General features: G+C 71.3%; 12 protein-coding genes. 10 read left to right on the top strand and 2 right to left on the bottom strand.

Translation table 11 applies throughout. The features are described from left to right. The first annotated feature begins 67 nt into the window (after positions 1-67). The gene (locus AC5WAM_RS23645) at positions 68-679 is read left to right on the top strand and encodes a 5-formyltetrahydrofolate cyclo-ligase (protein ID WP_366791649.1); all 612 of its coding nucleotides are present in this window, start codon (positions 68-70) and stop codon (positions 677-679) included. Positions 680-771: 92 nt separating this feature from the next. Here the strand turns inward: AC5WAM_RS23645 and AC5WAM_RS23640 are convergent, their stop codons facing one another. Next, complete coding sequence (locus AC5WAM_RS23640; protein ID WP_495518725.1) at positions 772-3612, bottom strand: penicillin acylase family protein; 2841 nt, start codon at positions 3610-3612, stop codon at positions 772-774. A 228-nt stretch (positions 3613-3840) separates the two neighbouring features. Between AC5WAM_RS23640 and AC5WAM_RS23635 the strand changes: the two genes are divergently transcribed. The 6 genes from AC5WAM_RS23635 (at position 3841) to mscL (ending at position 10038) form a co-directional block, all read left to right on the top strand. Then, positions 3841-5340 (top strand): potassium/proton antiporter, encoded by a 1500-nt coding sequence (locus AC5WAM_RS23635; protein ID WP_495523640.1) that lies wholly within the window; start codon positions 3841-3843, stop codon positions 5338-5340. 470 nt (positions 5341-5810) lie between these two features. Next, positions 5811-7082 carry an MFS transporter gene (locus AC5WAM_RS23630; protein ID WP_495518724.1) on the top strand — a complete coding sequence of 424 codons (1272 nt, stop codon included), beginning with the start codon at positions 5811-5813 and terminating at the stop codon, positions 7080-7082. Between the two features lie 67 nt (positions 7083-7149). Next, complete coding sequence (locus AC5WAM_RS23625) at positions 7150-7482, top strand: FmdB family zinc ribbon protein (protein ID WP_495518723.1); 333 nt, start codon at positions 7150-7152, stop codon at positions 7480-7482. 100 nt (positions 7483-7582) lie between these two features. After that, positions 7583-8434 (top strand): S-methyl-5'-thioadenosine phosphorylase, encoded by an 852-nt coding sequence (locus AC5WAM_RS23620; protein ID WP_495518722.1) that lies wholly within the window; start codon positions 7583-7585, stop codon positions 8432-8434. A 299-nt stretch (positions 8435-8733) separates the two neighbouring features. Then, positions 8734-9402, top strand: a complete 669-nt coding sequence (locus AC5WAM_RS23615) for an RcpC/CpaB family pilus assembly protein (protein ID WP_495518721.1) — start codon at positions 8734-8736, stop codon at positions 9400-9402. A gap of 138 nt (positions 9403-9540) precedes the next feature. Further along, entirely contained in the window at positions 9541-10038 is a 498-nt protein-coding gene (gene mscL / locus AC5WAM_RS23610; RefSeq protein ID WP_366791643.1) for a large conductance mechanosensitive channel protein MscL, read from the top strand. 40 nt (positions 10039-10078) lie between these two features. On the opposite strand, the gene AC5WAM_RS23605 is transcribed toward mscL, so the two are convergent. Continuing rightward, positions 10079-10297, bottom strand: a complete 219-nt coding sequence (locus AC5WAM_RS23605; protein WP_366791642.1) for a hypothetical protein — start codon at positions 10295-10297, stop codon at positions 10079-10081. A 299-nt stretch (positions 10298-10596) separates the two neighbouring features. Between AC5WAM_RS23605 and AC5WAM_RS23600 the strand changes: the two genes are divergently transcribed. The 3 genes from AC5WAM_RS23600 to AC5WAM_RS23590 all read left to right on the top strand — a co-directional run bounded on the left by AC5WAM_RS23600 (position 10597) and on the right by AC5WAM_RS23590 (position 14565). Further along, positions 10597-11808: a low temperature requirement protein A gene (locus AC5WAM_RS23600; protein WP_366791641.1), complete on the top strand. Its 1212-nt coding sequence runs from the start codon at positions 10597-10599 to the stop codon at positions 11806-11808. Between the two features lie 74 nt (positions 11809-11882). Next, the gene (locus AC5WAM_RS23595; protein ID WP_495518720.1) at positions 11883-13001 is read left to right on the top strand and encodes a P1 family peptidase; all 1119 of its coding nucleotides are present in this window, start codon (positions 11883-11885) and stop codon (positions 12999-13001) included. Positions 13002-13332: 331 nt separating this feature from the next. Continuing rightward, on the top strand, positions 13333-14565 hold the full coding sequence (locus AC5WAM_RS23590; RefSeq protein WP_366791639.1) for a L,D-transpeptidase: 1233 nt from the start codon (positions 13333-13335) through the stop codon (positions 14563-14565). The last annotated feature ends 64 nt before the right edge of the window (positions 14566-14629 follow it).

The following is a 14629-nucleotide window of genomic DNA, read 5'->3' as shown; positions in this document are numbered from 1 at the left end:
AGAGAATCTGCGGCTTCGGATTATTGGCCCATATTTGAGCACAATAGGAAGGATGTGTGACTTCGCCATGGATCACCCCGACTCCGGCAAGGGAATCAAGCGCACATTGCGTGCTGAGATCCTCGCGGTAAGAAGGGGGTTGCCGCCAGATGACGCACACAAGGCGGCGGCCGAACTGGCCGGGCGCGCCCTGGACCTGCCCGAACTCGCCGCGGCCCGCACGGTCGCCGCGTACGTCTCCGTGGGCGGCGAACCGGGCACCCGCGCGCTCCTCGACACCCTCCACGCGCGCGGGACCCGCGTCCTGCTGCCGGTGTTGCTCCCGGACAACGACCTGGACTGGGCGGCGTACACCGGACCCGGCTCGCTCGCCCGCGTCCAACACCCGGGCAAGATGGCGCTTTTGGAGCCCTCCGGACCGCGACTCGGCCCGGACGCCGTCCTGGAGGCGGACGTCGTGCTGCTGCCGGGACTGGCGGTGGACGGGCGCGGCACGCGCCTGGGGCGCGGCGGCGGCTCGTACGACCGGGTCCTGGCGCGCCTGGAGCGGGCGGGCGCCGATCCGGCGCTCGTCGTGCTCCTGTACGACGCCGAAGTCGTCGCGCACGTCCCCGGAGAGGCGCACGACCGCCCGGTGCGCGCCGTCGTGACGCCTTCAGGGGTACGGCGTTTCGACTGAGGCCTCCGGAACGATTCGAACGCGAAAGGGCCCTCCACGCGCGCGTGGAGGGCCCTTTCGCGTCACCTGCCCGTGCGGGCTTCAGCTCCGGCTCAGGGCTTGAGCACCAGGGTGTCGCTCGTGCTGTCGTCGACGCCCTTCTTGGAGTAGGACCACGGCAGCAGCTCGCCCTTGACCCACTTGCTGGTCTGGTCGGTGTAGTGGTCGCTGTAGGCGTGGCCCGAGGCGCCGGTGAGGTTGATCCACTTGGACTTGTCGAAGTCCTTCAGGTTCACCACCATCCGCATCGACGGCACCCAGATGACGTCGTAGCCGCCCGCCGCGTTCCAGCCGGTGGCGTTGACCGTGGCCTCGCCGCCGCCGAGCTTCCAGGGGCCGCGGTTGAGCACCCACTGGATCCAGCCGGGGCCGTCCGTGCCGAGCGTCTGGTTCTTCAGCGTGAGCCGGTGCAGTCGGCCCCAGCTCCAGGTGTCGATGTCCTTGCCGAGCTTGGCCGTCAGGTCCCAGCGGGCGTCCGCGAGGGCACGGGCGAACAGCTGGTCGCGGTTCTTCGTCTCCTTGTCCGTGCGGTTGCCCGGGGTCTTCCACCAGTCGTTGTCCTCGTCGTTGAGGATCTTGCGGATGACCTCGAAGTAGCGGTCGCCGCCGTCGGGCTGCGCCGAGTCCGCGTCGCGCTCGCCGCACTCGCGGACCTTCTTGTCCTCGTCGGCGGGCTGGGTGTCGCTGGTGCGCTCCACCCACAGGCACTGGCCCTTGACGCGCAGCTCCTTGGGCAGCTTGTTGCCGATGGAGAGCTGCAGGATCGAACGCCAGACGGCGTTGAAGTACGCGGCCGCCGCCGAGTCGGCCTCCTGGGTGTAGTCCCAGCCCTCCAGGAGCTTCTGCGCCTCACGGACGTGCTTGTCGCCGATGTCGACCTTGAGCAGCTTGGGCACGAGCAGGCGTGCGATCTCGCTGCTGTTGTCGGTCTGCATCAGCCGCATGTCCTCCGTGGAGATCTTGCCGCCGTTCTTGGTCTTGGCCCTGATCAGGTCCTCGATGCGCTGGCTGCGCGCGCCGTAGCCCCAGTCCGTCGTGAGCTTGTACGGGTACTTGTCGCTGACCACGGCCTGGTTGGCGGTGACGATGTAGCCGCGCTTGGGGTCGTACTCCCAAGGGAGTTCATCCTGTTTGATGTAGCCCTTCCAGCGGTACTTGGAGTCCCAACCCGGTGCCGGGAGCGAACCGTCGCTGCCTCCGCCACGCTTGGGGATCCTGCCCGGCGCCTGATAGCCAATGTGACCCTTGGTATCGGCGTAGATCAGGTTCTGCGAGGGCACTTCGAAGGAGCTGGCTGCCTTGCGGAACTCCTGGAAGTCCTTGGCCCGGTTCAGCTCGAAGACGGCGTCCATGGACTTACCGGGCGTCAGTGCGGTCCAGCGCAGGGAGATGCCGTAGCCATCGCCGCGGTCGGGAGCCACCGCGTCGACCGGGGCCTTCCGGCCGACCTTGCGAAGTTCCTCGTCACGGTCGGAGATCAGTGGGCCATTGCTGGTCTCACGAACAGTGATCGTCTTGGTCTTGCCGCCCGCGACCTTGATCTTTTCCTCGCGCGACTTGAAGGGCACCGTTTTGCCGTCGTACTGGTAGCCGTCGCTGCTGAACTTCTCCAGGTAGAGGTCCGTGACGTCGGCGCCCAGGTTCGTCATGCCCCAGGCGATGTCCTGGTTGTGGCCGATGACCACGCCGGGCATCCCGGAGAACGTGTAGCCGCTGACGTCGTACTGGCACTTCGCCGAGACCGAGCGGCAGTGCAGGCCCATCTGGTACCAGACGGACGGCAGCTGCGGCGCCAGGTGCGGGTCGTTGGCCAGCAGGGGCTTGCCGGTGATGGTGTGCGCGCCGGAGACGACCCACGAGTTGGAGCCGATGCCGTTGCCGTTCGAGCCGAGGCCCGCGTCCGGGACCTCGTCGAGCACGTCGGAGAGGCCGGAGAGCTGCGACTGGAGGCCGTTGGGGGACGGGGTCCCGCCCGCGACACCGGTGCCCGCGGTGCCGGTGCCCGTGCCCACCGTGCCGCCGGTGCCCGTGCCGGTACTCCCGGTACCGGTACTACCGGTACCAGTGCCGGTGCCGGTGCCGGTGCCGGACTGCGTCTGGGAGTCGTCCGTGGCGTCGCTGCTGAACTTCCCGGTGACCGGGTCGTACGCGCCCTCCTGGACGATCGGCTTGTTCCGGTCGTACGGGTAGTCCGGGTACAGGTCCTTGATCTGGGACGGGCCGAGGCGGCTCGTCATCAGGGAGCGGTCGATCTCGTCCTGCATGTTGCCGCGCAGGTCCCAGGCCATGGCCTTGAGCCAGGCCACGGAGTCGATCGGCGTCCACTTCTGGGGCTTGTAGTCGTTCTTGAACTCGAGCGCCGCGTACTCGAGCGAGATCTCCTTGCCGCCCTTGCCGTCGAGGTAGGCGTTGACCCCCTTGGCGTACGCCTGGAGGTACTTCTTCGTCTCGGGCGAGAGCTTGGAGTCGTACTCCTTCTTCGCCACCCGGTGCCAGCCGAGGGTGCGCAGGAACTCATCGGTCTTGACCTGGCTCTTGCCGAACATCTCGGAGAGCCGCCCGGAGGTCATATGGCGGCGGACGTCCATCTCCCAGAAGCGGTCCTGCGCCTGCACGAACCCCTGGGCCATGAAGAGGTCCTCGGCGGAGTCGGCGTAGATCTGCGGGATGCCGTTGCCGTCGCGCTTGACGTCGACCGGGCCCTTCAGCCCCTTCAGGTCGATGGTGCCCTTGGTCTGCGGGAAGGAGGCGCGGACGGTGCTGATGCTCCAGTACGCGCCGAAGCCGATGCCGCCGACGACGGCCAGGACCAGGAGGATCACGATCAGTCGGGCGCGGCGCCCCTTCTTCTTCCCGGGCTTGGCGCCGGAAGGGGCGGTGGTGGTGGAGGGCATCGCTGTCCTTGCTGTCCTTCGCGAGCGGCAGTTCGGGGCATGGGCGGGTCCTGGAGTGCTGGAGCAACCATAGGCGCAGGGCGAGACGGCCCCGGACGCGGAGTCGGAAAGAGACATCGAACGAAAGTTCGCTCACTGTGGAAGAAGTACAGGGGCCCACGTCAAGGAAGCGTTAAAACTTAGGTAAAGTAACGAAGCATTACGGCTCGCACGACGGAAGGAACGCCCCTGTCTGTCCACGACCTCAACCAGCTCCTGCTCGTCTCGTCGCTCGTCCTGCTCGTCGCGGTGGCCGCCGTGCGCATCTCCTCGCGCAGCGGACTGCCCAGCCTGCTGCTGTACCTCGGCATCGGCGTCGCCATGGGCCAGGACGGCATAGGCAACCTCACGTTCAACAACGCCCAGCTGACCCAGGTGATCGGCTACGCGGCACTCGTCGTGATCCTGGCCGAGGGCGGCCTCGGCACCAAGTGGGGCGAGATCAAACCGGCCCTCCCCGCGGCCGCGTCCCTGGCCCTCGCGGGCGTCGCGGTGAGCGTCGGCGTGACCGCTGCGGGCGCGCACTACCTGGTCGGGCTCGAATGGCGGCAGGCGCTCATCATCGGCGCGGTGGTCTCGTCGACGGATGCGGCCGCGGTCTTCTCCGTCCTGCGCAGGGTCCCCCTCCCCTCCCGGGTCACCGGCGTCCTGGAGGCGGAGTCCGGATTCAACGACGCCCCCGTGGTGATCCTCGTCGTGGCCTTCTCGGCCGCCGGCCCCGTGGACCACTGGTACGTCCTCATCGGCGAGATCGCCCTGGAACTCGCCATCGGCGCCGCCATCGGCCTCGCGGTGGGCTGCCTCGGCGCCTACGGCCTGCGCCACGTGGCTCTGCCCGCCTCCGGCCTCTACCCGATCGCGGTGATGGCCATCGCCGTGACCTCCTACGCGGCCGGGGCCATGGCCCACGGCAGCGGCTTCCTCGCGGTGTACCTCGCCGCGATGGTCCTCGGCAACGCCAAGCTGCCGCACTGGCCCGCCACCCGGGGCTTCGCCGAGGGGCTCGGCTGGATCGCGCAGATCGGCATGTTCGTCCTGCTCGGCCTGCTCGTCACGCCGCACACGCTGCTCGACGACATCTGGCCCGCCGTGCTCATCGGCCTGGTCCTGACGATCGTCGCGCGGCCCGTCTCGGTCGTCGTGAGCCTGCTGCCCTTCAGGATGGCCTGGCAGGAGAAAGCGCTGATGTCCTGGGCGGGCCTGCGCGGCGCCGTGCCCATCATCCTCGCCACGATCCCCATGGTGAACGGGGTCGAGAACAGCGAGCGCATCTTCAACATCGTCTTCGTCCTGGTCGTCGTCTACACGCTGATCCAGGGCCCCACCCTGCCGGGGCTCGCCAAGCTGCTCGACCTCGGCAAGGGCACGACGGCCTCCGACCTCGGCATCGAATCGGCCCCCCTGGAGCGGCTGCGCGGCCATCTGCTCTCGGTACCCGTACCGGAGGGCTCACGGCTGCACGGCGTCGAGGTCAACGAACTGCGGTTGCCCGCGGGCTCGGCCGTGACCCTCGTCGTACGGGACGAGACCTCGTTCGTGCCGCTGCCCACCACGGTCCTCCGGCACGGCGACGAGCTCCTGGTGGTGGCGACCGAACCGGCACGCGACGCGGCCGAGAAGCGGCTGCGCGCGGTGGCCCAGGGCGGCAAGCTCGCGGGCTGGCTCGGGGTGCAGGGCGCGCAGCGGTAGCCGTGTCGGGCGCGGGGTGCGACCGTGCGCGGGGTGCGGCCGCGGGGTGCGGCCGCGGGGTGCGGCCCGGCGCGGCCGGTGGCGCTGCCAAGGCGCGGCCGGGGGAATCCCGGGCGTGCAGGGCGCCGCGGGCGGATTCCCGGGCCCCCCGGGCGCGCGGCCGGGGATTCCCAGGTGTCACCCGTCTCACTTCTCGTCATCACAGGCCTCATTTGTGATGTACCTGTACGATGAAGGCGCACTCGGCACGTCCCGTCAGCGCGCTGCACAAGCGTCGGCGGAGCGCGTACCGGGATCCACGCACCGACACTGATCGAACCAACTCTGTCTGACGCAGAGCTGGCGCGACCGTATGGCGGCCGCGGCGCCCTCGCAGTGGGCTGCCCGGTATCTACCGCAGTTCTGCGCTAGAGGACAGCTCTCGGCGCCCCCGCACGGGCGCGCTACCAGGCAGCAGAAAGGCATGGGCCGTGGCGTCCACGGTCACTGACTCCCGCCCGGGCTACGGGCAGTTGCTGCGCACCCCCCGCGCCTGGACGTTCTTGCTCCCCGGCTTCGCCGCGCGGCAGCCGTTCGCGATGCTCACCATCTCCATCGTGCTGCTCGTGCAGCACACCACCGGCTCGTACGGCGCCGCCGGCGCCGTCTCGGCCGTCACCGGCGTCTCCATGGCGCTGTTCGCCCCCTTCAGCGGCAAGCTCGCCGACCGGTTCGGGCAGCGCGCCGTGCTCCTTCCCGGCGTGCTCGTGCACACGGCGTCCGGCGTCACCCTCACCGTGCTCGCGCTGTCCGACGCCCCCCTGTGGGCCCTCTTCGTCGCCGCGGTGCCCACGGGTGCCTCGACGCCGCAGATCGGCCCCATGGTGCGGGCCCGCTGGGGCGTGCAGCTCCAGGGCTCTCCGCTCGCCCAGACGGCGGCCGCCTTCGAGTCCGTCACGGACGAGCTGACCTTCGTGCTCGGCCCGCTGGTGGCGACCGCGCTGTGCACCGGCGTCGACCCGGCCGCCGGACTCCTCACGGAGGCCGGCCTGACCCTGATGGGCGGCCTGCTGTTCGCCGCCCAGAAGAGCACCCAGCCGCAGCCGGCCGCCGCGGGCGAAGCCCACGCACGCGTGAAGCACGATTCGGCGCTCCGGGTGCCCGGTGTGCGCGTACTGATCGTGACGTTCCTCGGCATCGGCACCGTCTTCGGCGGCATGCAGGTCTCCCTCGCCGCCTTCACCGAGTCCATCGACCGTCCCGGTCTGAACGGCGTCCTGTACGGCACCTTCGCCGCGGGCAACATGCTCTCCGGGATCGTCTGCGGCGCCCTCGCCTGGAAGGTCTCCCCGCAGCGGCGCCTCGTCGTCGGGTACGCGGCGCTGACCCTGATGGCCTCGGGCCTGTGGGCCGCGCAGTCCGTGCTGCTGCTGGCCGGGCTCGGCCTGCTCGTCGGCGTCTGCATCGCGCCCGCCCTGATCACCGGCTACACGCTGGTCGACAGCCTGGTCGCGCCGACCGCCCGTACGGAGGCCTTCACCCTGCTCACCGGCGCCGTCGCGCTGGGGCAGGCCGCCGCCGTCACGGTGGCGGGACAGCTGGAGGACCGCCTCTGGGACGGCGCCGGATTCCTGGTCCCGCTCGGCGGCACCGCGCTCGCCCTGGCCGTGCTCCTGTCCCTGCGTTCGCGGCTCACGCCCCCCAGCACGGGCCGGACCGTCGCACGTGGCGTGGGTCACCGCGTACCGGTGGCGGTGGACTGAACCCGCGGAATACGTCACTATGGACCGTCGTTAGCACTCATCGAGTGAGAGTGCCAGGAGGAAGCAAGTGCCGACGTACCAGTACCAGTGCACCGAGTGCGGCGAGGGCCTCGAGGCGGTGCAGAAGTTCACGGACGACGCCCTGACCGTGTGCCCGAACTGCGACGGACGCCTCAAGAAGGTGTTCTCGGCGGTCGGCATCGTCTTCAAGGGCTCCGGCTTCTACCGCAACGACAGCCGCGGCTCGTCGTCGAGCAGCTCGCCCGCGTCTTCGTCGACGTCGTCGTCTTCGTCTTCTTCGTCGTCTTCGAAGTCGTCCGCTTCGTCTTCGTCTTCCTCCTCGTCGTCCTCGGACTCCAAGGCGTCGAGCACCACCTCGTCGAGCTCCTCGGCCGCGTAGCGCGCCGGTTCTCAGCACTCCGAAAGGCCCCGCCGTCCCCAGGACGGCGGGGCCTTCGGCGTACTCCCGGCCGTTTCCCCGTACGGCTACTGTGCGAGCCATGGTGAACACGGCGAACGCGCAGCAGGCCGATGTCGGCGTCATCGGCGGATCGGGCTTCTACTCCTTTCTCGACGACGTGACCGAAGTGCACGTCGACACCCCCTACGGCGCCCCGAGCGACTCCCTCTTCCTCGGCGACATAGCGGGACGCCGGGTGGCCTTCCTGCCCCGCCACGGCCGCGGCCACCATCTGCCGCCCCACCTCATCAACTACCGCGCCAACCTGTGGGCCCTGCGCTCCCTGGGCGTGCGACAGGTGCTCGGCCCGTGCGCGGTGGGCGGGCTCCGCCCCGAGTACGGGCCGGGGACGCTGCTCGTGCCCGACCAGTTCGTGGACCGCACGTCGGGGCGCCCGCAGTCGTACTTCGACGGCCTTCCGCTGCCCGACGGCAGCGTGCCGAACGTGGTGCACGTGTCGCTGGCCGACCCGTACTGCCCGGCCGGGCGGGCCGCCGCGCTCAAGGCCGCGCGCGGCCGGGACTGGGAGCCGGTGGACGGCGGGACGCTCGTGGTGATCGAGGGCCCGCGGTTCTCGACCCGCTCGGAGTCGCGCTGGTACGCGGCGCAGGGCTGGTCCGTGGTGGGCATGACCGGCCACCCCGAGGCGGCGCTCGCCCGGGAGCTGGAGCTCTGCTACACGTCGCTGACGCTGGTCACCGACCTGGACGCGGGCGCGGAGTCGGGCGCGGGCGTCTCCCACGACGAGGTCCTGAGGGTCTTCTCCGCGAACGTGGACCGGCTGCGGACGGTGCTCTTCGACGCGGTGGCGGGGCTGCCGGCCGAGGGGGAGCGGGACTGTCTGTGCGTGGGGGCGCTGGGCGGGATGGATCCGGGGTTCCGGCTGCCGTAGCGCTGGGCGGCGCTGGGGCCTCGGGCGGCGCTGGGGCCTCGGGCGGCGCTGGGCGGCGCGGGCGGCGCTGGGGCCTCGACGGCGCGGGCGGGGCTGGGCGGCGCGGGCGGCCTTCGGCAGGCTTGCGCGGCCTTGGGCGGCTTCGCGTGGACCTAGGCGGAACGTGCCCTTCGGGTGAGGGAGTTGTCCACAACCGGGCGGTAGCGCACGGGGCTCAGCGGGATCGGCGGCGGGCCCGCATCGTGGGATCGGAATCCGAGCTCATCGGTCCGACATCCTCACGGCGGGCGGTGGTCGTCATGACGCAGGACGCTTCACACATCGGTACGCACACCGGCACCTGGTCCGGTGCCCGGACCGTGGCGTACGGGTCCGGGGCGCGGCCCGGGCCCGAGGCGCGGCCCGGGTCCGGGCCCGGCGGCGGTGGAGGCGGGGGCGCCCCGCCACCGCCCTGCCAGGTGCCCCACTTCTCCCCGGTCCACGTGCGCGGCGGGCGGCAGCGGCTGCGGCGGCTCGCCCGGCACCGCAGGCGGGCCGTGGCCGTGGGGCTGGCGATGACCGCGGCCGCGCTCGCCGCGGCGGGCCCGCGGGACGCCGGGAGCGGGCGGCCCGGGGGCTCCGCCGCGTCCGTGACCGCCGAGGGGACGGACCGGGGCCCGGGGCCGGTGCGGCGGGCGGCCCGGCCGGTAACCGCCCCGGTCCGGATCGCGGACGCGGCGACGGCACGCCTGCTGCGCCCCGGCGACCGCGTGGACGTGGTCGCGGCGGAGGACCCGGCGACGGGCCGCGGCGCCGCACCCCGCGTGATCGCGGCCAACGCCCGGGTGGCCGAGGTGCCCGAGGTGCCCGAGACCGCCGACGGGACGACCGGGGCCGGGGCGCTGGTCGTCCTCTCCGTGCCGGGAGCGACGGCGGCACGGCTCGCGGGAGCGAGTGCCACGGCACGCCTCGCGGTGACGCTGCGATGAACCGCAAGCCCGGGCAGACGACTGATCCCCTGTCAAGTCGCTCGTTCGCGTTACGGAAGTGGACAGGGCTGCCGGGCGCTGCCGTAGGTTGCGAAGCGGTTTGCCGCACAACCCGCATTTGCAACGAAAGGCCTAGTGGTGAGCGAGAAGAAGGAACCGAGCGTCTGGCAGGGCTTCAAGGCCTTCCTGACCCGCGGCAACGTCGTCGACCTGGCGGTCGCGGTCGTCATCGGCGCCGCGTTCACGAGCGTCGTGAACTCCGTGGTGAAGGGCGTCATCAACCCGCTGGTGGGCGCCTTCGGGACGAAGGACCTCGACCACTACAGCTCGTGTCTCAAGGACCCGTGCGTGGTGAAGAACGGCGAAGCCGTGAGCGGCATCCCGATCATGTGGGGCTCGGTGCTCAGCGCCACCCTCAGCTTCCTGATCACCGCGGCCGTCGTCTACTTCCTCATGGTCCTGCCGATGTCGAAGTACCTGGCCAAGCAGACCGCGCGCCAGGCGGCCAAGGAAGGCACGCAGGAGGTCATCGAAGTGACGGAGCTGGAGGTGCTCAAGGAGATCCGCGACGCCCTGGTCGCCCAGCGCGGCGCGGGCGGCGGCGGGACGGGGCAGAGCGGCGGCGACGCGCGCTAGCGGGGCCACGGGCCCGCGCCGCGCGGGCGGCGGCGCGGGCTCAGATGTGGTGGGGCGGCTTCTCGTCCAGGAAGCGGGCGAGATCGGCGGCGCTGTCGCCGCTCGCCGTCGGCCGCTCGCCCCAGCCGCGGTCCGAGTCGTCCGCGGACTGCTGCGACAGCGGATCGTCGAAGATCAGCGCGCTGGCGGGCTTCTTGGGGGCCTGCCGGGGCGTGGCGTCCTCGGGGTCGCGCGCCTCGGGGGCGGGGGCGGTGCTCATGACTCCAGCGTACGTCCGCCCCCGCCGCCCCGGCCCCGCGGTGGCCATGGCCCGGCATGTGCGGGCCGCGCCCCGGGGCGTGACGAACCCGGCGCGGCCCACGACGGCCCCGGCCCGGCGCGTCACGCATCCCGCCCGGCCCGTGGCGACCGTGGCCCGGCGCGTCACCACCACGGCCCAGCGCGCCACCGCCACGGCCCGGCGCCTGGCGGAGCGTCGTCGCCGCCCACCCGGGTGCTCCCGCTCCGACACGGCTCGCCCCGGTCCTTCGGGCCGCCCGGCTCTGCTGTTCTTGCCCCATGATGTCCACTCCTTCCGCCGCGAGTCCGGCTCCCGCCTCCCCTCCCCCGCCGCTGCGCCCGATGGTCGCCCGCGGGCGGGAGGAGGCCCACCGCGCGGCGACACCACTGGAGCTCTTCTTCGACCTCTGCTTCGTGGTCGCGGTCGCCCAGGCCGGGGTGCAGCTGGTGCACTCCGTGGCCGAGGGACACCCGGGCGACGGGGTCCTCAACTACGCGATGGTGTTCTTCGCGGTGTGGTGGGCCTGGATGAACTTCACCTGGTTCGCCTCGGCGTACGACAACGACGACTCGCTGTACCGCGTCGTGACGCTCCTCCAGATCGCCGGTGTCCTGGTGCTCGCGGCCGGGGTCTCGAAGGCCTTCGAGGACCATCAGTTCCTGGCCCTCTGGCTCGGCTACCTGATCATGCGGCTCGCGCTGATCGCCCAGTGGCTGCGGGCGGCGGCCTCGACGACGGGCGACGAGCGGCGCACGGCACTGCGCTACGCGGGCGGGGTCGCGCTGTGCCAGGTGGGCTGGCTGGGCCTCCTCGTCCTGCCGGAGGGCGCCCGGCCGTGGACGTTCCTGGTGATGGCGATCGCCGAGATGGCCGTGCCGACGATCGCGGAGCGGGCGCGGACGACGCCGTGGCACCCGCACCACATCGCCGAGCGGTACGGCCTGTTCACGATCATCATGCTCGGCGAGACGATCTCCGCGGCGACGATCGCGGTGAAGTCGGGCATCGACGAGAACGACGCGCTCGGCGAGCTGCTGCCCATCGCCGTCGGCGGACTCCTGTTGATCTTCTCCGCGTGGTGGATCTACTTCGTGGTGCCGATCCACGGCCACCTCCGCTCCAACCAGCAGGCGTTCCTCTGGGGCTACGGCCACTACGTGATCTTCGGTTCGGCCGCGGCGATCGGCGCGGGGATCGAGGTGGCGGTGGAGCAGGCGGTCGGCAAGGCGCACATCTCGGAGACGGCGGCGTCGGCGGCGGTGACGATTCCGGCGGCGGTGTACATGTTCGCGGTGTGGCTGTTGCACTCGCGCCACTTCAAGGTGGGGCTCGCGCAGCAACTGGTGCTTCCGGTCACGGCGGTCGTGATCCTGGCGTGCACGTTCGCGGGCCGCTGGGCGGTGCTCGCCGCGGGGGTCGTGGCGGCGCTCGCGGTGGCGGTCGGGGTGACGCTGACGACCCGGATGGTGCGGTCCGAGCAGGCCGTCTGAAAGCCGCCGCGGGAGGGCACCCGCCCGTCCCGAGCGCCCTGCCCCTCCGGCGAAGCCCGTGGTACGCATGCCGCATGACGACATCTGACGCACCTGAGGCAGGGACGCGGGACGGGTCGGCCGGGGCACTGACCGACGTCGCGGGGCTGCGGGTCGGGCACGCGGACCGGGTGGGCGACGGCTGGCTCAGCGGGACGACCGTCGTGCTCGCGCCGGAGGGCGGAGCCGTGGCGGCCGTGGACGTGCGCGGCGGTGGCCCGGGCACCCGGGAGACGGACGCGCTCGACCCGCGGAACCTGGTCCAGCGGGTGGAGGCGGTCGTGCTGACGGGCGGCAGCGCGTACGGCCTGGACGCCGCGACCGGGGTGATGGCCTGGCTGGAGGAGCAGGGGCGCGGGGTGCGGGTGGGGCCCGAGAGGGCGCACGTGGTGCCGGTGGTGCCCGCGGCGTGCGTGTTCGACCTGGGGCGCGGCGGCGCGTTCCGGGCGCGGCCCGACGCGGCGCTCGGCCGGGCGGCGGTGGAGGACGCGGCGGCGCGCCCGAGCGGTCACGCGGTGCCCGAGGGCAATGTGGGCGCGGGCACCGGCGCTGTGGTGGGCCTGCTCAAGGGCGGCGTCGGCACGGCGAGCACGGTCCTCGGCTCGGGCGTCACGGTGGCCGCCCTGGTGGTGGCGAACGCGGCGGGGTCGGGGGTGGATCCGGCGACGGGGGCGTTGTACGGGCGGTTCTTCGAGGGAGCGCCGGTCGGGCTGCCCGCGGCCGAGGTCCACGAGGCGGCCCGGCGGCGCCTGGCCGAGGTCGCGGCGCGCAACGGCCGGCCGCCGTTGAACACCACGCTCGCCGTCGTCGCCACGGATGCCGAGCTCACCAAGGCCCAGGCGCAGAAGCTCGCGGGCACCTCGCACGACGGCATGGCGCGGGCCGTGCGCCCGGTGCACCTGCTGAACGACGGCGACACGGTGTTCACCCTGGCCACCGGCGAGCACCGACTCGACGCCGCGAACCCCTTGGCACTGAACGAGATCCTGGCGGCGGGCGCGGACATGGTGACGCGAGCGATCGTCAGGGCCCTCCTGGCAGCAGAGCCGGTGGAAACCCCGGGCGGCACCTTCCCGTCCTACCGAAGCCTGTACGAAACCGGCGCGAGCGGCGAGGCCGGGAAGTCCGGTGACCCCAGCCCGTCCGGCATGTGAGGACGGGACCGGGAAGGACCGGTGATTCCAGCCCGTCCGGCATGTGAGGACGAGGCCGGGAAGAACCGGGGACTCCAGCCCGTCCGGCGTTTGAGGACGAGGCCCGAAGGGCCAACAAAGGGGGAAAGGGGCGAAGCCCCATATAGCGCCCTCAACCCCTCAAGTGCCGCCAAACCGAAGGACCTTGAGGACAGCCGCGGGCGCAGCCATGTGCCAGCGCTCACACCCGCGCCCCGGAACCAATTCTCGACCAGTCGACTCTTTACCCGTACTGGATCAGACCACGTACATACCAAGAACGTGCTGAACGCAGAGCGAATGGGAGCAGCCCGTGACAACGCCGGACATTGCAGCGCAGCCTCAGCCCCGTCGCCGTCGGCGGGTCATGCTGGCGACCGCCGCGCTCGCAGCGGTCGGCGCGCTGACCCTGACGGCCTGCGGCGGTGACGCCGACGCCAAGGACGACAAGAAGTCGGGGGCGGCCAAGGACGCGTCCGGCGCCCAGATAACCATCTCCTCCAAGGACGGCGCGACCGACGCCTCGATCAACGCCACCGGCGTGAAGGTCAAGGACGGCAAGCTGACCGGCGTGAAGATGACGCAGGTGACGTCCGGCGCCGCGGTCGAGGGCTCCATATCCGCCGACGGCAGCACCTGGAAGCCCAAGGCGCAGCTGGAGCGCGGCACGAAGTACAAGGTCACCGCCAACGCCAAGGACGGCGACGGCCGCCCGGCGACGGAGAACGCGACATTCACGACGGTGTCGTCGGCGAACAGCTTCATCGGTTCGTACGCGCCGGACGGCGGCGCCACCGTCGGCGTCGGCATGCCGGTGTCGTTCAACTTCGACAAGGCGATCACCAACAAGAAGGACGTGCAGTCGCACATCACGGTCACGTCCAGCAGCGGGCAGAAGGTCGTCGGCCACTGGTTCGGCAACCAGCGCCTGGACTTCCGGCCGCAGGAGTACTGGAAGGCCGGTTCCAAGGTCACGATGAAGATCGCCCTGGACGGCGTGAAGGGCGGCAACGGCATCACCGGCGTCCAGGACAAGACGGTCACCTTCACCATCGGCCGCAAGCAGGTCTCCACGGTCGACGTGGGCGCCAAGAAGATGACGGTCGAGCGGGACGGCAAGGTCCTCAAGTCCGTCCCGATCTCCGCGGGCAGCCCGCAGAACCCCACGTACAACGGCCAGATGGTGATCTCCGAGAAGTTCGTCCAGACGCGGATGAACGGCTCGACGGTCGGCTTCGGCGGCGAGTACGACATCAAGGACGTGCCGCACGCCATGCGCCTCTCGACGTCCGGCACGTTCATCCACGGCAACTACTGGAGCTCGCCCTCCATCTTCGGTAGCACCAATACCAGCCACGGCTGTGTGGGGCTCCAGGATGTGCAAGGGGCGCAGGGCGACACGATGGGCAAGTGGTTCTACGACAACTCGCTGATCGGCGACATCGTGACGGTCAAGGGTTCGCCGGACAAGACCATCGCCCCCGACAACGGCCTGAACGGCTGGAACATGTCGTGGAGCCAGTGGACGGCGGGCAGCGCCGAGTGACACGGGCCTGACGGACACCGCCACAAAAGGGGCGCGCGTGGCGCCCCGAACGGCGCACTCGGAG

This window comes from Streptomyces sp. JLYT201, assembly GCF_059448825.1.
This window is presented reverse-complemented; position numbering and strand designations above follow the sequence as displayed.

What these genes read in the sequence shown, in the direction of transcription:
- AC5WAM_RS23605 (WP_366791642.1), bottom strand. Translation starts at nt 10,297, where the DNA reads ATGAGCACCGCCCCCGCCCCCGAGGCGCGCGACCCCGAGGACGCCACG.
- AC5WAM_RS23600 (WP_366791641.1), top strand. Translation starts at nt 10,597, where the DNA reads ATGATGTCCACTCCTTCCGCCGCGAGTCCGGCTCCCGCCTCCCCTCCC.
- AC5WAM_RS23640 (WP_495518725.1), bottom strand. Translation starts at nt 3,612, where the DNA reads ATGCCCTCCACCACCACCGCCCCTTCCGGCGCCAAGCCCGGGAAGAAG.
- AC5WAM_RS23615 (WP_495518721.1), top strand. Translation starts at nt 8,734, where the DNA reads ATGACGCAGGACGCTTCACACATCGGTACGCACACCGGCACCTGGTCC.
- AC5WAM_RS23595 (WP_495518720.1), top strand. Translation starts at nt 11,883, where the DNA reads ATGACGACATCTGACGCACCTGAGGCAGGGACGCGGGACGGGTCGGCC.
- AC5WAM_RS23620 (WP_495518722.1), top strand. Translation starts at nt 7,583, where the DNA reads ATGGTGAACACGGCGAACGCGCAGCAGGCCGATGTCGGCGTCATCGGC.
- AC5WAM_RS23645 (WP_366791649.1), top strand. Translation starts at nt 68, where the DNA reads ATGGATCACCCCGACTCCGGCAAGGGAATCAAGCGCACATTGCGTGCT.